Here is a 22,328-nt window from a genome sequence, read left to right as displayed (position 1 = left end):
CCTTCCCCATGAACCTGAATACCGACTTGCAACTCGACCAGCTGCAGCAAAGGCTGAACGGCATGGGTCTGTCAATGCAGGACCTCTGCAGCGCCATGCGGCAGCACGCGGCCGCCGTCGATGCGACAGGAGACATCCCGTCCGGCTTCTGGAAGCAGGTCCATGTGAGGGCCCTGAACCTCAATCTCGTGCCGCCTGAGCATGGGGGCGACGAGGGTCTGTGGCCGCTCATGCAGCGGGTGCTGCTGATGGAGCAGTTGGGCCATGCCGACCCGGCGCTGGCACTCGCCCTGCCCGGCCCCGGCCTGTCCACGCCGCCCTTGCTGGCGCTGGCCTCGCAGGAGCAGCAGCGTGCGCTGTTCAGCCGCTTCCAGCGCGATGTCCCGGTCTGGGGTGGCTTTGCCATCACCGAACCGGACACCGGTTCCGACGCCACCGCCCTGCGCACCAGCGCCCGGGCCTGCAGCGAAGGCTATGTACTGAATGGCACCAAGTGTTTCATCACCAATGGGGCGCGGGCCGACTTCGTGGTCACTTTCGCCACGCTGGACAAGGGCCGGGGACGCTTTGGCGTACGAGCCTTTGCCGTTGACTCCCGCACGCCCGGCTTCCAGGTGGTACGCCTGGAGAAAATGCTGGGATTGCGGGGCAGCCAGTTGGCCGTGCTGTCCTACTCCGACTGCCTGGTGCCCCACGAGAGCCTGCTGCAGCGCGGGGATGAGAGCCGGCTTCATGATGCCTTCTCCGGCGCGCAGAGCTCCTGGGACTATTTCCGGCCCGTACTGTCTTCCGTGATCATCGGCAGCTGCGCCCGGGCTCGCGACGAGCTCATGCGCTTTCTGGACGCCGCCAGCCCGCAGCCCGCCCACTGGGGACGCCAGCAGGTGGCCGCCATGCTCAGCGGCATCAGCGGCAAGATCTGCGCGGCCCGGCTCCTGTGCCACAAGGCCGCGTGGAGGCATGAGCAAGGCCTGCCGGTGTCCAGGGATTCGTCCATGGCCAAGGCCTTTGCCTCACGCATCGCCATGGAGATCGCCGAGACCGTCCTCCAGACCGTGGGACTCGAGGGCCTGCATGGGCATCCTGTGTTCGAGCGCTTCTACCGCGACGCCAAGGCCTACGACATCCTCGAGGGCACCGGCGACATGCAACGCCTGATGGTCACACGTTTGCAGCAGCGCCAGGGCGCCGAGGACGCCATACTGGCGTAAGCACGGCGGGTGCCCCGGCTGCAGTTGCGGCACGGAGCATCAGGCCTCTGGCACGACCGCCCGTGCCGCTCAAGCCTTGGCTTGCCTGCGCAGCAGCAGGGACGGATCCCCCGCCACCGGCAGGCCGGCTCCCAAACGCAGTTCGGAGTCCAGGACCAGGCGACTGCGAAGGCCGGCCTGCAGCAGATCCAGATGCCGCTGATTCTCGACGATATGGGCCAGCATCAGCTTGCGCACCTGGTCGGCATCTGACTTGCGAGCGGCGGCGAGAATCTTGCGGTGAGCCCGCCAGGCCGCCTCGCCCAGACGCTGATGTTCGTCCTGCGTGGCATGCAGCGAAGAGACCACCATGGTCTCCAGCATGCGATTGATCAGCCTGCACTGGAAGCGCAGGAAGGGATTGGGGCAGGCCTCGGCCAGGATGTCATGGAAGTGCAGGTCCTCGACGCGCTGCATCGCGGCCGAATGGGCGTTGTCCTGGCTCGGGTTGGAGATCTCGATGCTGCGCTCCAGGGCTTCGAGGTCGGCCTCGCTGAGATGCGGCACAGCCAGTGCCGCCATCTCGGGTTCCAGCATGCGGCGCAGCGCATAGATGTCCCCGATGGTGATGTCCTGGAAGAAGAGGTAGTTCTGGAGGAACTGGAAGGTCCGATCCAGTGTGACCCGTTCGATGGTGGCACCGCCGGCCGGCCCGGTGCTGAGCCGGATCAGGCCCTGGACCTCCAGCGCCTTCAGGGCCTCACGCATGGTGCCCCGGCTTACGCCGAACATTTCCTGCAACTCGGCTTCCTTGGGCAGCTTCTCGCCAGGGTTCAAGTTCCGGCCGGTGATCCAGCGCTTGATTTCCTCAACGACCAAGTCCCCTCTTTTGAGGCCGCGCTGCGCAACCTGTTTATTCGTCACCGCCGCTCCCGGCTGTTCTGGCTGCGAGGGATGATACCGTAGGCCCAACCGGCATCAGGGCGTTGCAAGGCCTTCACCTCCTAATGCTGCGGTTGTATGCGGGCCAGTGGTCGACCGCCTTCCGACAGCACCAGGGCCACTACGATTTCCCGCGGCAATGGCGCGTCTGCGATCGAAAAACTGACGGCATCGAAGTGGTCAAAACTCCAGGGATCCAGGATGTTGTGGACGGGCACATCCAGAACGGCCCCCGGTGCCGCACGCTTCACGGTCGAGGGCATCACGGCCAGAGCCTGCATTAGGCGAGCCCGTACGGCCTTGCCGAACAGGGGGTGCAACAGAGCTGCGGCATGCTCCACCTCCCCGGAGGTCCCCACGATGGCTCCCTTGCCATAGGCCTCCACGATGGCCGCCTCCCCGCCCAGCAGCTGCAGCGCGGAGGCAGTCAGCTGCTGGCCGAGATCACGACCGAGGCCATAGAGCGCTGACAGGTCTTCCTGCCAGCGACCGGCGTACTCGTTCTCCAACACGGCAGCCGTGACCACACGGCGAATCGGCCGTCCAACGCGCCGCCCCTGCTCTTCCTGGATCTCCTCCACCTGGCTGAATAGTTTGCGAATCCTCATGTCGATTCCTCCTTGGCCAGCACCAGGGGCGGTGCCGGAAACGCACCGCGCGCCTGTTCATAGGCACGGCAGACGCGCAAGACCAATCCATCGTGGAAGCGCGGGCCGATGACCTGCAGGCCGATGGGCAGGCCCTCCCGACTCAGCCCGCAGGGCACGCTGGCTGCGGGTTGCTGGGTCTGGTTGCACCAGGAGGTCAGGGGCGGCGCCATGCGCATGTCCGGCGGCAGGCCGGGGTTGGGCGGCGGCAGGCGATGAAAGCTGGGGCAGACCAACACGTCATAGTGCGCAAAGAAGGCGTGCATGGCACTGGACAGCTCCATGCGCGCCTGCAGGGCGTCCATGAGCCGGGCAGCACTCAGGCGCCTGCCGCATTCCGCCAGCGCCAGGATCTCGGGGTCCATCAGCTGATGCAGCAGCTCGGGCGTGTGGCGCACCAACTGCTCGGACCGAGCCATCCACAGGATGGAGTGCATCTCGCTCTTCATATAGCCCTGCAGAGGTTCCACCGTCTCCAGCCAGCTCACGCGAGCGCCCAGCTGCTCCAGCAGGCGCGCTGCATTGCATGCGGCCGAGGTGATCTGGGGATCGACGTCGATGATGCCCAGGGTCGCGCTGAAGGCCACGCGCAGCCCTTCCACGCCACGGTTGAGTCCACGACAGAAGTCCTCCACCGGGCCACCGAAGGACTGCCAGTCGGCAGGCCAGGGCCGCGCCATGGCGGTCAGCATGAGGGCAAGGTCTTGCACGCTGCGCGCCATGGGCCCGACATTGGACAGCTCGCCGACATTGTGGGAATCCAGGGTCGGCACACGCTTGAAGGAGGGCTTGAGGCCACAGACGCCATTCCAGGCGGCGGGCACCCGGATGGAACCGCCTCCGTCCGTGCCGACGGCCAGTGTGCCCATACGCGCCGCCAGGGCGACCCCCGCCCCGCTGCTGCTGCCGCCGGCGCTCAGCGACGGGTTCCAGGGGTTGCGCGTCACGCCGGTCAAGGGGCTGTCGCTGACGATCTTGTTGCCGAACTCGGTAGTGGTGGTCTTGCCGAAGATCACCGCCCCCGCCCGCCGCAGCAATTCGACGCAGGGCGCATCGAGGTCCGCCAGATGCCCTGGCGGCAAGGTGCAGGAACCGAACAGGGTCGACATACCACGGGTTGCGACCATGTCCTTGACCGAGACGGGTACGCCATCCAGCGGGCCGCAGGGCATGCCCTGCAGCCAGCGCCGTTCGGAGGCGGCCGCATCCTGCAGGGCGCCTTCCTCATCGACAACCCGGAAAGCATTGAGCTGCGGATTCAGGCGACTCACCTGATCCAGCACCGCACGCATGAGTTCCACGGGCGAGAGGGTCTTCCCGCGGTAGGCCAGGACGAGCTCGCCGGCCGACATGTCAAGGAGTTCGTTCATCATCCGGCCAAGCAGTGAACAGGAACAGTGGGCGTGGTGTCCAGCAACTGGAAGGTGCCATCCGCCCGGGCTCGCGCGACCAGGGCCACGCCGTTGAGGTGCGAACCGCCCGGACCCAGCACGACGCGGCCCCGCGGCGCATTGATGACGACGCCGCTCACCGCCGCCTTGACCGAGGAGGCGTCCGCACGCCCCGTCTTGGCCACGGCCGAGGCAAACAGCTTGGCGCCCGTGTAGGTGCTCTCGCCGTGCGGCAGCATCACGACATGCCCACCCACGCGCAAGGGCGTGGAGTCCGAGAACTGACGCGTGTAGGCGTCGAGGAAATGCTGATTTTCCGGCGTGGGAACCCCCATGAAATAGGGCGATACGCCGACCGTGCCGACAGAAGCGCCCTCGGTGGCCATGGCCAGCGACTCGTGGGTGATGTCCGTGATCAGTTGCGGCTTCATACCAAAGCTGTGGTACTGCTTGACGAAGCTCACCGGATCGTCGCCGATGCTGTGCCAGACCACATCGGGAGCGAGGCTCTGGATCTGCTGGAGCACGGGGCCGTAGTCCCGGGTGCCGAAGGGAAAGTAGCGGGTGCCGATCAGCTTGCCGCCACTGGCCTCCACCGCGGCCTGGATCTGCGGCATCAGCACACTGCGGTTGCTGCCGATGTCGGACACCAGCACAAAGAAGGTCTTGCCCCCCTCCTTGGCCGCCCAATCGATCAGGGGATCGACCCGCTGGTTGCTGGACAGTCCCGTGGTCAGGAGCAGCGGATGGCAGCGCCCTTCGTCGAAGTTGGGAAAGACCACCAGGCGTTGGACCCGTCCGGCCACTTGCAGCGCGGCCTCGCGCTCGAAAGGCAGAACCATGCCGGTAATCATGGACACGCCATCGCCAATCAACAGCTTGCGCGCCTTGTCCAGCGCAACTTTGGCCGACATCTGCGTGTCTTCCGCAACGATCTTCAGCGGCTGCCCCATCAGGCCGCCCGCCGCATTGATTTCATCGACCGCAAGCTTCAGGCAGTTCCGATTGGTTTCCGCCACGCGCGCCAGCGGCCCGCTGAAGGGTGCCAGCAGGCCGATGCGCATGGGCTCGGCCGCCCTGACGATGGCAGGGGCCGCACCGCAGGCCAGGCCAGCGACCGCGCCACGCAGCAATGTACGGCGATGAATGTCTGCATTGATCATGAGGGGATCCTTTCCTTGCATGGGATGGGTAAACATGTTCTGGGCGCGGTCTAGACACCCAGGAGCTTCTCGAGCTTCTCGAGCTCACCGAGGCCATTCAATCGGCCTTCGTGGACGATGCGGCCACGTTCCAGCACGAGCCAGCGCTGCGCCGCGTTCATGACCAGGTCCAGGTTCTGTTCGACCAGCACGGCCGAGATCGACAGCTCCTTGCACAGGCTGGGAATGAGCTCGCCCAGCATCTGGACGATGTTGGGCTGGACGCCATCGGAGGGTTCGTCCAACAGAAGCACCTTGGGCCTTGCGCACATGGCCCGAGCGATGGCCAGCATCTGCTGCTCGCCGCCGGACATGGTGCCGCCCATCTGCCGCAGACGGTGCTTCAACACGGGGAAGTAGCTGAAGATGATGTCGGGCGGCTCAGTCCCGTCGGGGCAGGCGGCCTGCATGTTCTGCAAGACGCTCAGGCGGGGAAAGATCCAGCGCCCCTGTGGTACGAGGCTGATGCCGGCACGTCCGATCCGATACGTGGGGAGACCGCGCAACTGCTGGCCGCGGAATTCGATGCTGCCGCTGGTCTGGGGCAGCATGCCCATGACAGCCTTGACCAGGGTGGACTTGCCCGCGCCATTGCGCCCGAGGATGCCAAGCACCTCGCCCTTGAGCAGATGGAACTGGACATGGTCCAGCACCTGAGCCCCGCCGTAGCCGGCGCACAGTTCACGCACCTCAAGCATGGTGTTCCTCCTTGCCACGGCCAAGGTAGATGCGGCGGATCTGTTCGTCCTGCTCGATATCTGCGAAGCTGCCTTCTCGGATGACCTCCCCCTGGTGCATAACCAGGGTGCGGCAGTTGAGCTGGCGGACGAAGCCGATGTCGTGTTCGATCACCACCACGGCGATCTCCTGCGCCATGCGCCGCAGCATGTCCGCCATTCGGCGGGTGCCCTCCACGCTCATGCCGGCCGCAGGTTCGTCCAGCAACAGCAGGCGCGGTTGGCACATGAGCGCCATGCCGATCTCGAGCCATTGGCGCTCGCCATGGGGCAGGCATTCGGCCAGCTCGTCGGCCCTGTGGCGCAGGCCGGTCAGATAGAGGATGTCCTGGAGCTCGGGCGGCGAGTTCGAACGGTCGGCGGCCACCCCCTGGCCAGCCACGATGAGGTTGTCGCGGACACTGAGCCACTGGAAGACATTGGTGCCCTGGAACTTCCGGATCACGCCACGCCTTGCAAACTCGTGAGGCGGCTTTCGAGTCAGGTCCTTGCCATCGATCAGGAGGCGGCCCGAGTGCGGCCTCAAAGTGCCTGACAGCAGTCCCAGCAAGGTGCTCTTGCCAGCGCCGTTCGGTCCGATCACGCACAGCAGCTCCGCAGGCGAGATGTCCAGCGCGACCTCCTTGACCGCATGGATGCCGCCAAAGGCCACATTGACGCTCTGCGCCTTCAACAGGGAAGGCGCGTTCATGGCTCGACTCCCGCGCTGGCAACGCTGTCCTGGCCCGCCGGCTGTTGCGGGGCGGCTCGGCTCCGCGACTTCAGCAGGCCGACAATGCCATTCGGCAGTGCCAGCACGCACACAAGAAAGAGGACGCCCAGGATCAGTGGCCATAGATCGGTACTGAAGCTGCTGACCTCCTGCTGGACCCGCGTGAAGAAGACTGCAGCGATCACCGGCCCGATCAGCGTGCCCCGGCCGCCGACAGCCACCCAGAGGATGACCTCGGTAGACATCAGGATGGAAAAGAGGTCAGGGGCCACCACGCCGGCCGCGCCCGCATAGAGTGCCCCGCTGAAGGCTGCCAGGGCCGCGGAAAGCGTGAATACCAGCACCAGATGCCAGGAGGTGTCGAAGCCGCAATGCTTGGCCCTGAACTCGTTCATGCCGATGGCGGCCAGCACCAGGCCATATCGCGTCCGGACCAGGCGCCAGACCAGCAGCAGGACGAGCACCAGGGCGAACAGTGCCAGCAGATAGGAAGCACGCTCGTCCGAGAAATCGAGCTCCCCTCCCGGCAACTCGATGCGGATGCCAGGGATGCCCAGGATGCCGACATCGCCGCCGGTCACCGACTGCCAGCTGGTCGCCAACTGCCTGGTGATCAGCAGCACGGCCATGGTGATGATGGCGAAGAAGTGAAGCCGCACCCCTGCGTAGAGCAGCAGGTAGCCGATGGAGACCGCCATCAGCACGGCAGCGGCCATGCCCAGGCCCGTGCCCTGCAGCCAACTCCATTCCAGCTGCGTCGTGGCGATGGCCACGCCGTAGGCCCCGATGCCGAAGAAGACGGCATGGCCCAGCGTGAGGACCATGGCCTTGCCCCACAGCAGGTCATAGCTCACGGCGAAGATGGCCAGGATCAGGGAGTCCCGCAGAGCCGTCGTCGCGTAGGAGGACAGGAGCCAGGGAGCGCCGACCAGGGCCAGGACGAGCAGCCCGCCGAGTAGGAGACTGCGCTTCTCGACATGGGTGGTTCGGGGCTGGTTCGACAGCGCAGCGAGCGCGCGAAGACGATGACGCATGGCTCACCCCTTGCCCAGCAGTTGATGCGCCGCGCTGAAGCCCGGCACCAGGCCCTGAGGCCGGATGCGGATCAGCGCGATGGCCATGATCAGCACCAGAGCCGAGGCCAGCGAGGGATCGACACGGTAGTTCAGTAGGGTCTCGACGCTGCCGATCAGAGCGCTGCCCGTCACCGCACCCAGCACGGAGCCGATGCCCCCGACCACGATCACGAAGAAGGCCTTGCTGAGGTAGCTGAGCCCCAGGTGGCTTTCCACGGACACGAGCGGCGCCACCAGCACACCAGCGAAGGCCGCCAGCGCAGCGCCCAGGGCAAATGCGGAGCGGTTCATCTTGCGGGTGTTGATGCCCAGGCCCTCGGCCATGCACGGGTTCTGGATCACCGCGCGCAGATGGATGCCGAAGCGCGTACCGGAGAAAACCAAAGCACACAAGGCCACCACGACGAGGCTTATGACGATGACGAAGACCCGGTAGGCCGGGTACTCGGCACCAAGCAGGGACAGCGAGCCGCCAATAGGCGTCTGGACCAGTTGGGGATGCTTGCCAAAGCTCAGTTCCAGCAGCTTCTGGACGATCAGGCTGACGGCGTAGGTGGCCAGCAGCGTGTCCAGGGTGCGGTGATACAGCAGCCTGATGACCGTGACCTCCAGCAGCCAGCCCGCGGCAGCACCAATCAGCGGGGCCGCCAGCAGTGCAAGCCAGTAGGCCTCGGCGCCACCCGCATGCTGAAGCGCCGCGAGGGTGAAGGCCCCGAGGGTGACGAAGTCACCATGGGCCAAGTTGACGATGTCCATCATGCCGAAAACGATGGCAAGCCCCAACGCGACAAGGGCCAGCACACAGACCTGGCTCAGCACGTTGAGCAGCAGCACCACAGCCTCACTCATCGCACACCTCCCCGCGCATGACGCAGGACACACCGCGCGACATGGCCCGGCACCGCCGACCTCTCACTGGGCTCCGCACCTCAACAGGCCGGCTTGCGCCAGCGCCATCCAGGCTGACCGCCCCCTTCTCTGGCACTCTTTTCATCTTGGCTCCTTTGTGAATTTATGATCATAATAGACAGAGCAGCACCGGGAGTCCGATAGGTGCTTACCCTTTACAACACCTGCTTCATCGCATGAATACCCAGAAAACAATGGCACATCGAAGGAGTCTCCAAGAATAAGGGGCACAAACCGTGCAGAGGAGTGCTGCCTTCATCAATCATATTTATTACCATGATTCACCAAAGGAACGACGATGCCACCATTGCACCAACTGAGCGCCACCGAGCTGATCGGCCACTACGCCACCCGGGCACTGTCGCCAGTCGAAGTCATCCAAGCCCTGCTCGCCCGGCATGAAACCCTGGCAGAGGCGCTCAACGCCTTCTGCTTCATGAACAAAGACAGCGCCCTGCAGCAGGCTCGCGCCTCCGAGGCACGATGGCGCGCAGGCAAGGCCCTCAGCACACTGGACGGCATCCCTGTATCCATCAAGGACAACCTCGGCACCGACGACATGCCAACCCGCTTCGGCTCTCTCGCAGTGAGCCCCGAGCGCGTCCAGCTACCCGACAGCCCGGCCGTGCGCCGTCTGCGCGACGCCGGTGCAGTGATCTTCGGCAAGACCACGCTGCCGGATTTCGCCCACAAGATCACCACCGACAGCCCGCTCAGCGGCGTCACCCGCAACCCCTGGAACCTGGCACACACGCCAGGCGGCTCCAGCGGCGGCGCCGCGGCCGCGGTTGCCGCCGGTTTGAGCCCGCTCGCCCTGGGCACCGATGGCGGCGGATCCATTCGCATCCCCGCCGCCTTCACCGGCATCTACGGCTTCAAGCCGAGCTTCGGACGCGTGCCCCACCATCCAAGGGGCGCCTTCGCACTGCTCAGCCATGTCGGCCCGATGGCGCGAACCGTCGAGGACGCGGCAGCCATGATGAACATCATTTCGCGCCCGGACCCGCGCGACTGGTATGCACTGCCCTACGACCCCGCCGACTACCGGGCCGCCCTCCGGACGCCCCTGCAGCGCCTGCGCATAGCCCTGAGCCCTTCGCTGGGACTGGACAGGCAGGCCGACCCCGAGATCGTGGCGACCCTGAAGCACAGCGCCCGCATCCTCGAGTCAATGGGAGCCCATGTCGAGCTGGCGGATCCTCCCGCCGTGCTGCAATGCCTGCAGATCCACGGCGTGTTGTGGAGCGCCTTCGCCGCCAGGCTGGCCGACTCCCTGGGCGACGCCGCTCACAGCCTGGACCCCTCCCTGAAGGCCCTGGTGGAAGCCGGCCGCCAACTACCGCAGCACTGCGTCTTGGACGCGCTGGCACGCCGGGGCGAGGCAGGTCGAGAGGTCAACGAGTTCTTCACGCGGTTCGACCTGGTGCTGAGCCCCGTCCACCCCTCGCCGCCGCCGGCACTGAGCGAGAACCTGCAGCAGAACCCGCCCTACCCCGTCTACACCCCCTGGTGCAACCAGCTCGGGCTGCCAGCCGCCAGCCTGTACGCCGGCCATACGTCCGAAGGCCTGCCCATCGGCCTGCAGCTGGTGGGCCGCCAGTACGACGACAGCACGGTACTCAAGGCCAGCTACGCCTTCCAGCAGGCAGTTGGCCACGCGGGCGTGGCCGAGCGGCCACTCCGGATGCAAGCCGGACAGCGGGACGCCACCCGAAGTCACAGAAGCCTGGCTTGAGCCGTGCCGGGCGCACGGGGGGCGCTGTGAATTTTTCGCATCACAAGTTCGGGTTTTCCCCATGCGTCTATTTCTGATCATAAATATCATCCTTGAGCACCCACGGGAGCATTCGGGCGAGTGGGGATCTCGGCAAATCAACCAAGGAAATCATCATGAAATGGACCCAAGGCCTCATGGCCGCAGCGATCTCATTTGTCAGCATAAATTCGGCCTTCGCACAGAATACCGTCAAGCTGTATGGCGTTCTCAATGCAGGCGCGGGCGCCTACCAGTTGGCGGGAGCAAACCGGATCAAGGCCATCAGCTCGGGCGACATGAGCACCAGCTTCTGGGGGCTCAGCGGCACGGAGGACCTGGGCGGCGGACTCAAGGCCCAGTTCGCCCTGGAGAGCTTCGTCGGCATGGACACCGGCGCCGCCGGGCGATTCGCAGGCGACGCGATGTTTGCCAAGAACGCCTATGCCGGACTGAGCGGCGGCTTCGGTCAGCTGCGTGTGGGCCGCACGACCAGCCAGATGTTCGTGTCGCTGCTGCTGTTCAACAGCTTTGGCGACTCCTTCGGCTTCTCACCCACGCTGCTGCACTATTTCCTCGACAGCCGCGACATCCCCATCAGCAAGACCGCCCGGCTGCAGAACGACACGTCCTGGCGTAACTCGGTCAGCTACATCAGCCCCGTGATGTCCGGCCTGCGCCTGAACCTGCAGGGAGCGCTGGGGGAAGGTGTCGGCAAGTCCAGCTATGCCGCCACCCTGCAGTACTTCGGCGACCCCTTCAGTGCCACGGTGGCCTACCAGGCCGTGGGAACGGACGCCGCCGCCCCGACCAACGGCCAGCGCGAGAAGACCTTCAACCTGGGCGCCGCCTACGACTTCCGGGTGGTCAAGCTCTACGCCCAATATGGCCAGATCGATGACGGGTCCTATGGCAGCAAGCTACGCCTCTACGACTTCAGCGCCGAGCTGCCCATCAACGGCAAGGGGAAGCTCCTCGCGGCCTGGGGCCATTCCAAGGTGCGCACCGGCACCTTCGCAGGCATCATCCCGCTGCGGACGGACAACACGCACAAGACCTTGAGCCTGGGCTATGACCACTCGCTGTCCAAGCGGACGGACGTCTACGCGGTCTACATGAACGACAGAATTGACGGCCTGCACGATGGCAACAGCTTCGCGGTCGGCATGCGGCACAGTTTCTGACCCATGCAGTCACTGGCCCATGCGTCGCCTGGCGCCACTGGGCCTTTTCCCGCCAGATGGCGACTCAGGGTCCGCCACGCAGATTGAGCCAGCCCTGGCGCCCTACGCCCTACGAATCGGATTCCACACCGCGCCTACACCGCGCCTACACCGCGCCTACATCTCGCCTACATCTCGCCTACATCTCGCCTACATCTCGCCTACATCTCGCCTACATCTCGCCTACATCTCGCCTACATCGCGCCTACATTGCCCCGTCCGGCCAAGCGTCCAGCCGCTTCCACACCCTCCGGGGAGGCAAGCAAGGCGCATCAAGCGGTGGCGCCCCATGCTCAGCCCCAGCCACAGTGCCCGCTCCCGGCATCGGCTGAGCGACAATCCCGGGATGGAATACCCTGGCAATCTCTTCGTGGTCGCCGCGCCGAGCGGCGCCGGCAAGTCCAGCCTGGTCAAGGCCCTGCTGGAACTGGACGCCAAACTGGCGGTCTCGATCTCCCACACCTCGCGCGCGCCGCGAGGCCAGGAGCAGCATGGCCGCGAGTACTGGTTCATCAGTCCGGATGAATTCCGGGCCAAGACCGAGCGGGGCGAGTTCTTCGAGTGGGCCGAGGTGCATGGCAACCTCTACGGCACCTCGCGCGCCGCCATCGAGGAAAGGATGAAGCAAGGCGAGGACGTGGTCCTGGAGATCGATTTCCAGGGTGCCCTGCAGATCAAGCAGCTCTTCCCCTATGCGGTGCTGGTCTTCATCCTGCCGCCCAGCTGGGAGGAACTGCGCCAGCGCCTGACTCGCCGCGGCGACACCGCCGAGGAGGTCATCGAGCGGCGCATGGCCAATGCCCGAGTGGAGGTAGCCCAGGCCCACAAGTTCGACTTTGTCGTGGTGAACGCCGTCTTCGAGACCGCTCTTTTCGATCTGAAAGCCATTGTGCACGCGCAGCGGCTAAAATACGCCTCTCAGCGTCGCAGCAAGTCCGCCGTCTTCAAGGCGCTGGACCTGCCCTGAGCCCTGGTTTCATCCCGACACCACGGCTCGAGACCTCCCTGAACAACAGTACTGGAACCCGCCCATGGCCCGCATCACCGTCGAAGATTGCCTGACCAAGATCCCCAACCGCTTCCAGCTGGTGCTTGCGGCCACCTACCGCGCTCGCATGCTGAGCCAGGGCCACAGTGCCAAGATCGAAAGCAAGAACAAGCCGGGCGTGACCGCCCTGCGCGAGATTGCTGCCGGTGAAGTGGGTATCGAGATGCTGCGCAAGGTGCCGGTCTGAGACCTCGCCCTGACGAATGAAGGCGCCCCGACGGGCGCCTTTTTTCATGGTTTGCCCGGATGCGAACGGCGCGGCATCGCGGTTCCCCGTCGCTATTTGTCCCGGCGCCTGCGGGCGGCGCTGGCCTTGTGTTAATTTCGCTCCATGGGTCTTCGCTCCTTCGCTGCTTCCTTGCCCGCCGCCTTGATGCCGGGCCTGCACAAGACCGCCCCCGAGCCCACGCAGGCCGAGGCGGCGTCCTTTGACGCCCTGTTGCACCGGCTGAGCTATCTACCCAAGTCCGACATCAAACGCATCCGCGAGGCCTACAAGTTTGCGGACGAGGCCCACCTGGGCCAGTTCCGTGCCAGCGGCGAACCCTACATCACCCATCCGATCGCCGTGGCCGGCATCTGCGCGGAATGGCGCCTGGATGCGCAAGCCATCATGGCCGCCCTGATGCATGACGCCATGGAGGACTGCGGCGTCACCAAGACCGAGCTCATCGAACGCTTCGAGGCCCCCACCGCCGAGCTGGTGGACGGCCTCACCAAGCTGGACAAGCTGCAGTTCTCCACCAAGGAGGAGTCGCAGGCCGAGTCCTTCCGAAAGATGCTGCTGGCGATGGCGCGTGACGTGCGCGTCATCCTCATCAAGCTGGCCGACCGTCTGCACAATATGCGGACCATGGGCCACATGGCCTTCGAGAAGCGCCGCCGCATCGCGCGCGAGACCCTGGACATCTACGCCCCCATCGCCCACCGCCTGGGTCTCAACGAGATCTACCGGGAGCTGCAGGAGCTGTCTTTCCAGTACATCCACCCCTGGCGGCACGGCGCGCTGTCCAAGGCCATCGCCAAGGCGCGCGGCAACCGGCGCGACCTGGTCTCGCGCATCGAGCGCGACGTGGTCAAGGCCTTCGCGGATGCCGGCCTGAAGGTCGAGATCCAGGGTCGCGAGAAGACGCTGTTCTCCATCTACAAGAAGATGCGCGAGAAGCACCTGAGCTTCGCCCAGGTGAGCGACATCTTCGGCTTCCGCGTGGTGGTGGACGAGCTGCCCCAATGCTATCTGGCCCTAGGCGTGCTGCACCAGCTCTACAAGCCCCAGCCGGGCCGCTTCAAGGACTACATCGCCATCCCCAAGCCCAATGGCTACCAGAGCCTTCACACCACCCTGGTGAGCCCGCTGGGCACGCCGGTGGAATTCCAGATGCGCACCGAGACCATGCACATGGTGGCCGAGAAGGGCGTGGCGGCGCACTGGCTCTACAAGGCCAAGGGCAATGCGCAGGCGGTGCAGCAGTTGGGCTCGCGCTGGCTGCAGTCCCTGATCGACATCCAGGACGAGACCCGCGACGCCAGCGAGTTCCTGGAGCACGTGAAGATCGACCTCTTCCCCGATGCGGTCTATGTCTTCACCCCAAAGAGCAAGATCATGGCCCTGCCACGCGGCGCCACGCCGGTGGACTATGCCTATGCCATCCACTCGGATGTCGGTGATCACTGCGTCGCGGCCAAGGTCAACGGCGAACCCGTGCCTCTGCGCGCGGAGCTGCGCAGCGGTGATGTGGTCGAGATCATCACCGCCACCGGCGCCCGTCCCAACCCGGCCTGGCTCAGCTTCGTGCGCACCGGCCGTGCCCGCTCCAAGATCCGGCATTTCCTGAAGAACCTGGAGCAGGAGGAGTCCCGGGAACTGGGCCAGAAGATGCTGGCCCAGGCCCTGCGTGCCGAAGGCCTGTCTCTGCCCAGCCTTGACACGGAGGATCACGAGGCCCACGCCCTCTGGCAAGACCTGGCCAAATGGGCCGGCAACCGCAATGTGCACGAGCTGCTGGTTGAGGTGGGCCTGGGGCGCAAGATCGCGACCATCGTGGCCAAGAAGATGGCCCGCATGCTGGCCGCCCAGGGCCAGCGGCCGGATGCCGTCACCCTCACCCTCGGTCGCTTCGGCGCCACCGACGACCAGACCACGCAGGGCCAGATCACCCTGGATGGCAGCGAGGGCGCCTCGGTTCGCCTGGCCAGCTGCTGCCGGCCGGTGCCCGGCGATGACATCAAGGGCTACCTGGGCCGTGGCGAAGGGCTGATCGTGCATACGGCCGAATGCCAGGTCGGTCGCCGCCTCTTCCAGCGTGACAGCGAGCACTGGATCGCCGTGGCCTGGGCCGACGAGATGACGCGCAGCTTCGAGGCCGCCATCGGCGTGCTGATGCGCAACGGCAAGGGCGTGCTGGCCCAGATCGCCACTGCCGTCAGCACGGCCGAGGCCGACATCACGCACATCTCCATGAGCGACGAATCACAGGCGCGCGAGACCGCCGAGATGCAGCTGCTGATCTCTGTGCGCGACCGTCTGCACGTGGCCGAGGTGCTGCGCATGCTCAAGCGCTCGCCCGCCGTGATGAGGGTGTGGCGCATCAAGCCCTGAGGCTCCTTCCCCTCGGAACGCCGAGGCCGGCCTGCGGGGTCAGGTCTTGCCAGGCGCCGGATAGCGCACTTCCAGCACCTCCAGCTGTTCAAGGCCACCGGGGGTCATCAGCTGGACCTCGTCGCCCTCGCGCGCCTTCAGCAGGGCGCGCGCGATGGGCGAGACCCAGCTGACCTCGCCCTTGAGGCTGTCCGCCTCGTCGATGCCCATGATGGTGATGGTGCGCTCCTCACCCTTGCTGTTGGCATAGGTGACGCAGGCTCCGAAGAAGATCTGGTCGCTGCCGTGGTGGACGGCCGGGTCAGCGACCTCGGCGATGTCCAGGCGCTTGGTCAGGAAGCGCAGGCGGCGATCGATCTCACGCAGGCGCTTCTTGCCGTAGAGATAGTCGCCGTTCTCCGAGCGATCGCCATTCTTGGCTGCCCAGGACACCGTCTCGACGATCTTGGGGCGCTCGACATCCAGCAACTCCATGAACTCGGCGCGCAGGCGCGCATAGCCCTGGGGCGTGATGTAGTTGCGGGTGCCGGCGGGCAGCGGCGGCAGGCCGGGGACATCGTCATCGTCGTCCCCGTCGCTTTCCTTGGTGAAGGCCTTGCTCATGCGTGTATTGTCTGCCCTCACGGGCCGCAGGAAAGGAAGAGCATGGCATCGGGACCCTTGGCAGGCGTGCGCATCATCGAACTGGCAGGCATAGGCCCCTGCCCCTTTGCCGGCATGCTGCTGGCCGACATGGGCGCTGACGTGATCGTCGTCGAGCGCCCGGCCGCTCAGCGCAGCCTGGGCGGCGGCGGGGCCATGAACCGGGGCAAGCGATCCCTGGTGCTGGACCTGAAGAAGCCGCAGGCGCAGCAGGCACTGCGACAGCTGATCCAGCGCGCCGAAGGACTGATGGAGGGCTACCGGCCCGGCGTCATGGAGCGACTGGGCCTGGGGCCCGAGGCCTTTGCGGACACGCATCCGCGCCTGGTCTACGGTCGCGTCACCGGCTGGGGCCAGACCGGCCCGCTGGCCCATGCCGCCGGCCATGACATCAACTACGTGGCCCTCAGCGGCCTGCTGAGCCTCAGCCAACGGCCCGGGCAGGCGCCCACCCTGCCGGCCACCGTGGTGGGCGACATGGCCAGTGGCGGCTTGCTGATGGCCTTCGGCATGGTCTGCGCCCTGCTGGAAGCCCGCGGCTCGGGCCGGGGCCAGGTCGTGGATGCCGCCATGCTGGACGGGGCCAATCTGCTGGGCAGCCTGGTGCGCAGCCTGGCCAGCCAGGGCCACTGGCCGGCGTCGCCGCGCCAGAACTTCTTCCTGCACGGCAGCCCCTTCTACGACAGTTTCGAATGCGCCGACGGCCGCTTCCTGAGCCTGGGCGCCATCGAGCCCGCCTTCTACCGAGAGCTGCTGCAGCGCCTGGAGCTCATCGACGAGGACCCGTCCCGACAGATGGACTGGTCACACTGGCCCGCACTGCGCGAGCGTGTCGCGCGCCGCCTGAAGGAAAGGCCGAGGGACGCCTGGGCAGCGCTGCTGGAAGGCACCGAGGCCTGCGCCGCCGGCGTGCTGAGCCTGGACGAGGCCCCCTTGCACCCGCATCAGCAGGCTCGTCAGGCCTTCAGCAAAGTCGATGGGCACTGGCAGGCCCGGCCTGCGCCCTGCTTCTCCCGCAGCGGCACGCGGGTACCCAGCCCTGCGCCACAGGCAGGCGCACAGGGCGCCGACATCCTGGCCGAACTGGATCTGCCCGAGGCAGACAGGGCCATGCTGCTGAGGGACGGCCAGGAGACGCCAACGAGCTGAGCGGCTGAGCAAGGCCGCCGCCGACACTGAAACGGGGCATGCAGCGCGGATGCCGGTGACGTCCGGCAGCGTCCGGCTGCGCTCGTTTGCTTTCGCGGTTTCTTTCGGAGGGCAATTCAGCACGGTAGCCGTGAGTTCGGCTTTGCGGCTTTGCGGCTTTGCGGCTTTGCGGCTTTGCGGCTTTGCGGCTTTGCGGCTTTGCGGCTTTGCGGCTTTGCCATTTTGCAGCCGGACTGAATTGAACTGGCCAGTGCTGCCGCAGTCTGGACTTACTGAATATCCCCGGCGGCGCCGAAAAACAAAAAAGGCCTGCGATTTCTCACAGACCTTTTCATTTCTTCTTGTTGTTGGCGCGGCTGGCAGGATTCGAACCCACGACCCCTTGGTTCGTAGCCAAGTACTCTATCCAACTGAGCTACAGCCGCTTGTATTTAGTTGAGCCCTAGATTGTAGCGCGATTTTTTATTGAATCGCAAGCCAGGGCTCATATTTTTCATTTCGGATTGTCTAGAAACTTTTAAGTATCTCGACTCACACCGCAACATCAAAATCCGTTGAAGCGCCGCATGACTGCAGCAGTTTCTCCGTCACTTTCTGGATACTCCCGGGAACTTGATTCCTGGGCCTATTCCAAAAGGCTTGCATTCTGAAATCTTGGCGCGGCTGGCAGGATTCGAACCCACGACCCCTTGGTTCGTAGCCAAGTACTCTATCCAACTGAGCTACAGCCGCCGAAGCCTTGAACTATAGCATGGGTTTTTCAGTCCATGCAAGTATTCGGCGATTTTTCCTTTCAAGTTGCACCGGCCGGCGAGGCCTTGCACGCCCGACCGTGCCCTGAGACTGGCTCACCCCAGCAAGGCAGCCGCCTCGAAACAGCGGGCGCGGCGCTCGGTGTCACTGTCGTTCTCAGCCAGGTCGGCCAGCTTGAGCCAGCTGCGGCGGCGTGCGGCAACGCTGAGCTGGCGGTCCTCGGCCGCCTGCTCCAGCATGAGCCTGGCCTTGCCCCACAGCTGGCGCTCCGCCAAGGCATGGCCCAGGGCGTAGGAGAGGCCTGGATCGCGCGCATGGCGCTGCATGAGGCCTTCCAGGCGCTGCAGCCATTCCGGGCCGAGGCCGGGCATGCACTGCACCAGAGCCTCAGCCAGCGCCGCGCGCTCCTCGGCCTGCAGGTCACCGTAGTCGTCCCAGGACGGGCGCAGCCAGCCGCGGCCGTCATCCGGCGCACCGAGACCGGCGGCGCATTGCGCCGCCCGTGCGGCCACGAAGACATCCCGCCGATCGGCGGCGTCCAGCTGCTGCCAGCTGCTGCGCAACTGGTCGATGTCACGGGAGGTCTCCAGGGCTTCCACAGCGAGCGAGCGCAGCAGGCCCTGGGCGGCCGACTTGGAGAAGCCCTGATGCTTCGCCAGCAGGCGCGCGGTGCGCAGGGCCTCCAGAGGCTGGCGGGCGAGGCGGGCGGCCTGCAGCTTGAGGCGCAGGGCCTGGGTGCGGCGGGCCACGCCGGGCGTCAGCTCGGCCAGGATCTGGCTGGCACGATGGGCATCGCGGTCGTCCAAGGCCCACTCTGCAGCCAGCAGCCGGGCGCCCTCCTCCTGGGCCTTGGCCTGGGAGGAGGTCTGTGCAAACTGCAGGGCCAACTGCAGTTGCTCGTCACGGCGGCGTTTGTCCTGGAGCCGGTGCGCGCTCTGGGCTGCCAGCAGGTGGCTCAGGGCCATGAAGGCCTGGTCCTGGGCCAGGTCCGGAGTCTGAGACTGGATGTTGAGGGCCCGCTGCACGGCCTTCTGCGCCCGGCCGTAGCGCGCGCCGAAATACTCGGCCAGGGCTTCGCGCAAGGCCAGTTGGGCGCTGCGCTCGCGCTGCGACAGCCGCCATTCGCGGGCCCGGCGCGGCAGGGAGACCAGCGAGTTGACAGTCTGGATCAGCGTCACCAGCGCAAAGCAGCCCGCCACTAGGGCCAGCAGGAAGAGGTTGAGCGACACATCCAGCCGCCAGCCATTCCAGTAGAAACTCGCCAGGCCGTCATTGCTGCCCAGGGTCAGCGCGGCCACCACGGCCGCAGCAAAAAGCAGCACCAGCCAGATCACGGTACGCATGGACCAGCCTCCCTCAGCGCCCGGCCGCGGCCAGGGCCGCGAGGCTGTCGTCAGGACGCGGCACCGCCACCTGGCGCGCCTGCCCCTGCACCTGGCGCAGCAGCTCGGCGGCGGTCTGCGCCTTGCGCGAGCGCATGTCGATATAGCGGTCCAGCAGGGCCAGGGCCTCGCGCAGGTCGGACTGCGCGGTGTCGTACTGGCGACTCAGCAGAGCCAGGCGGGCGTTGAGCAAACGCAGCTTGAGGTTCTCGCGGAGGAAATAGCCCTGTTCGGGCGTGATCAGCGCCGCCTCAGGATGGCTGATGCGCGTGACACGCACCAGGGACTTGGTCTCCTGCCAGACCTGGCTGCTGAGCTCCTGCCAGCGGCTCTGGGCCAGGTCCCACCAGGCTTCCCAGCCCTCCGGGGCAGGGGTCGGCCGGGCAGCCGCGCCGGCTGCCTTGCGGGCCTTGGGGTCCGTCCTGCCCTCAGCCTTCGACTCCGGTCGGGCGGCGCTCCGGGCCTCGCCCTCGGCCTGGGCCACGCGCTCGGCCACCGAGAGCAGGGGCAGCTCATCAGCCAGTCGGACGACTTCATCGAGCTTGATGCCGAGCGTGGCCACATCGACCACGCTGACCGCCTTGACACGGTCCAGGTCCCGGATCACCGCTCGGCGCACGCCTTCCAGGCGGGGCTGCTTGTAGCGCTGCAGGCGCTCGTCCGCCTGCTTGAGCGCCGACACCAGAGGCTCAGCACTGCCAGTGATGCTGGTCTGCTGCAGGGCCACCCGCAGCGAAGCCTCTATATCACCCAGCACGTTCTCGTCCCGCGAGCGGGACATGGACTGGATCAGTTCCTCCAGTTGCCCGCGCTGCAGGGACACCTCCGCGAGGCGCGCGTCCAGCAAAGCCAGCTTGGCCGAGGTCTCCTGTGCCACCTCCTGCGCCCTGCTGGCCATGCCGCGGGCGTCGGAAGCCTGGGTCTGGCTCTGTTCCTGGCGGCGCACCAGTTCCTGCTCCAGTTGCCTAACGCGGCTGTGCCCCTGCCAGGCCATGGCCAGGGCGCCCAGGGACAGCACGCCCAGGGCCATCAAGATCAGGGTCAGCGAACCCGGCGTGCCGGCGCGGGCCGGCACTTTCTCGGGCAGCACGGAGGCGCTCTCGGGCTCGGAAGCCGGGGCGCTGCGGGGGATGTCTTGCTCGCTCACAGTGCCGCGGATTGTAGGGTTCAGTCCCAGGGGCCTTGCAGGGCCGTGGCGACGGCCGCGGCGTCCGGTCGCGTCAAAACCACATGACCCAGGCCCAGGCGCCGTGCGCGCCGCGCAATGCGCTCATGCGTGGCGATGGCGCGGCCGCCGGACCAATCGACGCCGGCACCAGCCAGCGCTGGCAGGTGGTCGATGGCTTCAGCGCTGCTGAAGAGCCAGACATGCGCCCGCGGCTCAGCCAGCGCATGGTCCAGCACCGCCCGTTCCTCGGTACTGAGGCAAGGCGCCTGGCGGCGGTAGACGCTGACGGCGTCCACGCGCGCGCCCGCCTCGCGCAGTCGATCCGCCAGCCATTCCCGGCCGCCGTCCCCACGCACCATCAGCACCTCACGCCCCTGCCAGTCCTCGCCGGACAGCACGGGCCACAGGTGCTCGGAATCCAGGCTGGGGGAATCGGGCGGCGGCTGTCGCAGCAGGTCCGGCGGTACGCCCTGGCGCAGCAGGGCCTGGGCACTGCCCGGCCCGACCGTGGCTGCCAGGGTATGCGCAGGCCAGCTCATGCCGGGCGGACGGGCCGCGAAGAAGTGCTCGACGGCATTGGGGCTGACGAACATCAGCAGGGCCTGCGAGGCCAGGCGCGCCCAGGCCTGGCGTGCCGGCGCGGGATCAAGCGGGGCGATATCCAGCAGGGGCAGGCAGTCGCAGCTCACGCCCAGGCGCGCCATCCGCTGCACCCAGTCCTGCGCCTGTGCGCGAGGGCGGGTGAGGATCAGGCGCGGCAGCCCGCCTGCGGCACCGGGCCGGGCGGGATCATGCACAGTGCAGGTAGCCCTCGGCGCCTTGGACACGCAGGGCATCGGCGGCCTGCAGGCCCAGGGCGCGTGCGGCGGCCTCGTCGGCCGGCTGGCCCTGCACCCGCGCCTTCAGCAGTGCACGCTCGGGATGCTCCGGATGCCCCAGCGCCACCTCGAGCTGCAGCTGGCCGTCCAGCCACTGCGCGTGGGCCGCCAGCGGCATGGAGCAGCTGCCGCCCAGGCTGCGCGAGACGGCTCGTTCGGCCTGGGTGGCCAGCCAGGTGGGCTGGTCCGTCAGGCTGCTCAGGGCCCGGGCCAGCGCGGCCGCATCGGCGCGCACCTCCAGACCCAGGGCACCCTGCCCTGCACAAGGGATCATCTGGTCCGGCGCGAAACAGGCGCGGATACGCTGGCCCAAGCCCAGCCGCTTGAGGCCGGCAGCGGCCAGCACGATGGCGTCATAGCCGCCTTCGTCCAGCTTGCGCAGGCGGGTGTCCAGGTTGCCGCGCAGGGGCTCGATGCGCAGGTCGGGCCGCAGGTTCTTCAGCTGCACCACGCGGCGCAGGCTGGAGGTGCCCACCAGCGCGCCCTGGGGCAGCTCGTCCAGGCTGGCGTAGCGGTTGGAGACGAAGGCATCGCGTGGGTCCTCGCGCTCCAGGATGGCCACCAGGGCAAAGCCCTCGGGCAGGTCCATGGGCACGTCCTTGAGCGAATGCACGGCCAGTTGGGCGCGGTCTTCCTCCAGGGCCGTCTCCAGCTCCTTCACGAAGAGGCCCTTGCCACCGACCTTGGACAGGCTGCGATCCAGGATCTGGTCGCCCCGGGTGGTCATGCCCAGGAGCTCCACAGTGGCACCCAGGCGCTGCTCCAGCAAGGCCTTCACGTGTTCGGCCTGCCAGAGGGCCAGCCTGCTTTCGCGCGTCGCGATCACTATCTTTTCCATCATGGTGGGATGCTAGCGCAGGGTCGTGGCCGTCCAGCCACGCTCCTGTCAAAGAAACTGATAAAGTCAAACCAAGGTAACTTGGTTAC

20 protein-coding genes and 2 tRNA genes are annotated in these 22,328 nt (G+C 66.5%); 7 read left to right on the top strand and 15 right to left on the bottom strand.

What is annotated here, in order from left to right:
• Positions 1–8 precede the first annotated feature (8 nt).
• Entirely contained in the window at positions 9–1,211 is a 1,203-nt protein-coding gene (locus H5407_RS02185) for an acyl-CoA dehydrogenase family protein (RefSeq protein ID WP_183102769.1), read from the top strand.
• 69 nt (positions 1,212–1,280) lie between these two features.
• Here H5407_RS02185 and H5407_RS02180 read toward each other — a convergent pair whose 3' ends face one another.
• From H5407_RS02180 to H5407_RS02145, 8 genes are all read right to left on the bottom strand, one after another.
• The gene (locus H5407_RS02180; protein WP_255501021.1) at positions 1,281–2,069 is read right to left on the bottom strand and encodes a FadR/GntR family transcriptional regulator; all 789 of its coding nucleotides are present in this window, start codon (positions 2,067–2,069) and stop codon (positions 1,281–1,283) included.
• A 125-nt stretch (positions 2,070–2,194) separates the two neighbouring features.
• Positions 2,195–2,740 (bottom strand): amino acid synthesis family protein, encoded by a 546-nt coding sequence (locus H5407_RS02175; RefSeq protein WP_183102767.1) that lies wholly within the window; start codon positions 2,738–2,740, stop codon positions 2,195–2,197.
• The gene (locus H5407_RS02170) at positions 2,737–4,149 is read right to left on the bottom strand and encodes an amidase family protein (RefSeq protein WP_183102766.1); all 1,413 of its coding nucleotides are present in this window, start codon (positions 4,147–4,149) and stop codon (positions 2,737–2,739) included. Before H5407_RS02170 ends, H5407_RS02175 begins: the two co-directional genes overlap by 4 nt.
• Positions 4,149–5,333 (bottom strand): ABC transporter substrate-binding protein, encoded by a 1,185-nt coding sequence (locus H5407_RS02165; RefSeq protein ID WP_183102765.1) that lies wholly within the window; start codon positions 5,331–5,333, stop codon positions 4,149–4,151. Before H5407_RS02165 ends, H5407_RS02170 begins: the two co-directional genes overlap by 1 nt.
• Positions 5,334–5,383: 50 nt before the next feature.
• On the bottom strand, positions 5,384–6,070 hold the full coding sequence (locus H5407_RS02160) for an ABC transporter ATP-binding protein (protein WP_183102764.1): 687 nt from the start codon (positions 6,068–6,070) through the stop codon (positions 5,384–5,386).
• The gene (locus H5407_RS02155) at positions 6,063–6,800 is read right to left on the bottom strand and encodes an ATP-binding cassette domain-containing protein (RefSeq protein ID WP_183102763.1); all 738 of its coding nucleotides are present in this window, start codon (positions 6,798–6,800) and stop codon (positions 6,063–6,065) included. The genes H5407_RS02160 and H5407_RS02155 overlap by 8 nt, the downstream gene beginning before the upstream one ends.
• Positions 6,797–7,855 (bottom strand): branched-chain amino acid ABC transporter permease, encoded by a 1,059-nt coding sequence (locus tag H5407_RS02150; RefSeq protein ID WP_183102762.1) that lies wholly within the window; start codon positions 7,853–7,855, stop codon positions 6,797–6,799. Before H5407_RS02150 ends, H5407_RS02155 begins: the two co-directional genes overlap by 4 nt.
• Positions 7,856–7,858: 3 nt before the next feature.
• Positions 7,859–8,734, bottom strand: a complete 876-nt coding sequence (locus H5407_RS02145; protein WP_183102945.1) for a branched-chain amino acid ABC transporter permease — start codon at positions 8,732–8,734, stop codon at positions 7,859–7,861.
• Between the two features lie 370 nt (positions 8,735–9,104).
• Here H5407_RS02145 and H5407_RS02140 point away from each other — a divergent pair, with 370 nt between their 5' ends.
• The 5 genes from H5407_RS02140 to H5407_RS02120 all read left to right on the top strand — a co-directional run bounded on the left by H5407_RS02140 (position 9,105) and on the right by H5407_RS02120 (position 15,429).
• Entirely contained in the window at positions 9,105–10,541 is a 1,437-nt protein-coding gene (locus H5407_RS02140) for an amidase family protein (protein WP_183102761.1), read from the top strand.
• Positions 10,542–10,696: 155 nt separating this feature from the next.
• Complete coding sequence (locus H5407_RS02135) at positions 10,697–11,743, top strand: porin (protein ID WP_183102760.1); 1,047 nt, start codon at positions 10,697–10,699, stop codon at positions 11,741–11,743.
• 385 nt (positions 11,744–12,128) lie between these two features.
• Positions 12,129–12,749 carry a guanylate kinase gene (gene gmk, locus H5407_RS02130; protein WP_183102759.1) on the top strand — a complete coding sequence of 207 codons (621 nt, stop codon included), beginning with the start codon at positions 12,129–12,131 and terminating at the stop codon, positions 12,747–12,749.
• 64 nt (positions 12,750–12,813) lie between these two features.
• Positions 12,814–13,017: a DNA-directed RNA polymerase subunit omega gene (gene rpoZ / locus H5407_RS02125; RefSeq protein WP_183102758.1), complete on the top strand. Its 204-nt coding sequence runs from the start codon at positions 12,814–12,816 to the stop codon at positions 13,015–13,017.
• A gap of 144 nt (positions 13,018–13,161) precedes the next feature.
• Entirely contained in the window at positions 13,162–15,429 is a 2,268-nt protein-coding gene (locus H5407_RS02120; protein ID WP_183102757.1) for a bifunctional (p)ppGpp synthetase/guanosine-3',5'-bis(diphosphate) 3'-pyrophosphohydrolase, read from the top strand.
• 39 nt (positions 15,430–15,468) lie between these two features.
• Here H5407_RS02120 and greB read toward each other — a convergent pair whose 3' ends face one another.
• On the bottom strand, positions 15,469–16,032 hold the full coding sequence (gene greB / locus H5407_RS02115) for a transcription elongation factor GreB (protein ID WP_183102756.1): 564 nt from the start codon (positions 16,030–16,032) through the stop codon (positions 15,469–15,471).
• Between the two features lie 42 nt (positions 16,033–16,074).
• Here greB and H5407_RS02110 point away from each other — a divergent pair, with 42 nt between their 5' ends.
• Entirely contained in the window at positions 16,075–17,220 is a 1,146-nt protein-coding gene (locus H5407_RS02110; protein WP_220800419.1) for a CaiB/BaiF CoA-transferase family protein, read from the top strand.
• A 348-nt stretch (positions 17,221–17,568) separates the two neighbouring features.
• Here H5407_RS02110 and H5407_RS02105 read toward each other — a convergent pair.
• The 6 genes from H5407_RS02105 to hemC all read right to left on the bottom strand — a co-directional run bounded on the left by H5407_RS02105 (position 17,569) and on the right by hemC (position 22,242).
• Positions 17,569–17,645, bottom strand: a tRNA-Arg gene (locus tag H5407_RS02105).
• Positions 17,646–17,875: 230 nt separating this feature from the next.
• Positions 17,876–17,952, bottom strand: a tRNA-Arg gene (locus H5407_RS02100).
• 116 nt (positions 17,953–18,068) lie between these two features.
• Positions 18,069–19,316: a heme biosynthesis HemY N-terminal domain-containing protein gene (locus H5407_RS02095; protein WP_183102755.1), complete on the bottom strand. Its 1,248-nt coding sequence runs from the start codon at positions 19,314–19,316 to the stop codon at positions 18,069–18,071.
• 13 nt (positions 19,317–19,329) lie between these two features.
• Positions 19,330–20,502 (bottom strand): uroporphyrinogen-III C-methyltransferase, encoded by a 1,173-nt coding sequence (locus H5407_RS02090; RefSeq protein ID WP_310737600.1) that lies wholly within the window; start codon positions 20,500–20,502, stop codon positions 19,330–19,332.
• 20 nt (positions 20,503–20,522) lie between these two features.
• Positions 20,523–21,320 carry a uroporphyrinogen-III synthase gene (locus tag H5407_RS02085; RefSeq protein ID WP_183102754.1) on the bottom strand — a complete coding sequence of 266 codons (798 nt, stop codon included), beginning with the start codon at positions 21,318–21,320 and terminating at the stop codon, positions 20,523–20,525.
• Entirely contained in the window at positions 21,313–22,242 is a 930-nt protein-coding gene (gene hemC, locus H5407_RS02080) for a hydroxymethylbilane synthase (protein ID WP_404935577.1), read from the bottom strand. The genes H5407_RS02085 and hemC overlap by 8 nt, the downstream gene beginning before the upstream one ends.
• Positions 22,243–22,328: the final 86 nt, after the last annotated feature.

Source organism: Mitsuaria sp. WAJ17, assembly GCF_014174515.1.
In the GTDB taxonomy this organism is placed as follows: domain Bacteria; phylum Pseudomonadota; class Gammaproteobacteria; order Burkholderiales; family Burkholderiaceae_C; genus Roseateles_B.
Note: the sequence above shows the minus strand (reverse complement) of the source record. Positions and strands in the feature narration are given on the sequence as shown.

Coding starts and splice junctions, on each gene's coding strand:
- greB (WP_183102756.1), bottom strand. CDS start 16,032: ATGAGCAAGGCCTTCACCAAGGAAAGCGACGGGGACGACGATGACGAT.
- H5407_RS02175 (WP_183102767.1), bottom strand. CDS start 2,740: ATGAGGATTCGCAAACTATTCAGCCAGGTGGAGGAGATCCAGGAAGAG.
- H5407_RS02135 (WP_183102760.1), top strand. CDS start 10,697: ATGAAATGGACCCAAGGCCTCATGGCCGCAGCGATCTCATTTGTCAGC.
- H5407_RS02140 (WP_183102761.1), top strand. CDS start 9,105: ATGCCACCATTGCACCAACTGAGCGCCACCGAGCTGATCGGCCACTAC.
- rpoZ (WP_183102758.1), top strand. CDS start 12,814: ATGGCCCGCATCACCGTCGAAGATTGCCTGACCAAGATCCCCAACCGC.
- H5407_RS02165 (WP_183102765.1), bottom strand. CDS start 5,333: ATGATCAATGCAGACATTCATCGCCGTACATTGCTGCGTGGCGCGGTC.
- H5407_RS02160 (WP_183102764.1), bottom strand. CDS start 6,070: ATGCTTGAGGTGCGTGAACTGTGCGCCGGCTACGGCGGGGCTCAGGTG.
- H5407_RS02095 (WP_183102755.1), bottom strand. CDS start 19,316: ATGCGTACCGTGATCTGGCTGGTGCTGCTTTTTGCTGCGGCCGTGGTG.
- H5407_RS02110 (WP_220800419.1), top strand. CDS start 16,075: ATGGCATCGGGACCCTTGGCAGGCGTGCGCATCATCGAACTGGCAGGC.
- gmk (WP_183102759.1), top strand. CDS start 12,129: ATGGAATACCCTGGCAATCTCTTCGTGGTCGCCGCGCCGAGCGGCGCC.
- H5407_RS02155 (WP_183102763.1), bottom strand. CDS start 6,800: ATGAACGCGCCTTCCCTGTTGAAGGCGCAGAGCGTCAATGTGGCCTTT.
- H5407_RS02185 (WP_183102769.1), top strand. CDS start 9: ATGAACCTGAATACCGACTTGCAACTCGACCAGCTGCAGCAAAGGCTG.
- H5407_RS02170 (WP_183102766.1), bottom strand. CDS start 4,149: ATGAACGAACTCCTTGACATGTCGGCCGGCGAGCTCGTCCTGGCCTAC.
- H5407_RS02150 (WP_183102762.1), bottom strand. CDS start 7,855: ATGCGTCATCGTCTTCGCGCGCTCGCTGCGCTGTCGAACCAGCCCCGA.
- hemC (WP_404935577.1), bottom strand. CDS start 22,242: ATGATGGAAAAGATAGTGATCGCGACGCGCGAAAGCAGGCTGGCCCTC.
- H5407_RS02120 (WP_183102757.1), top strand. CDS start 13,162: ATGGGTCTTCGCTCCTTCGCTGCTTCCTTGCCCGCCGCCTTGATGCCG.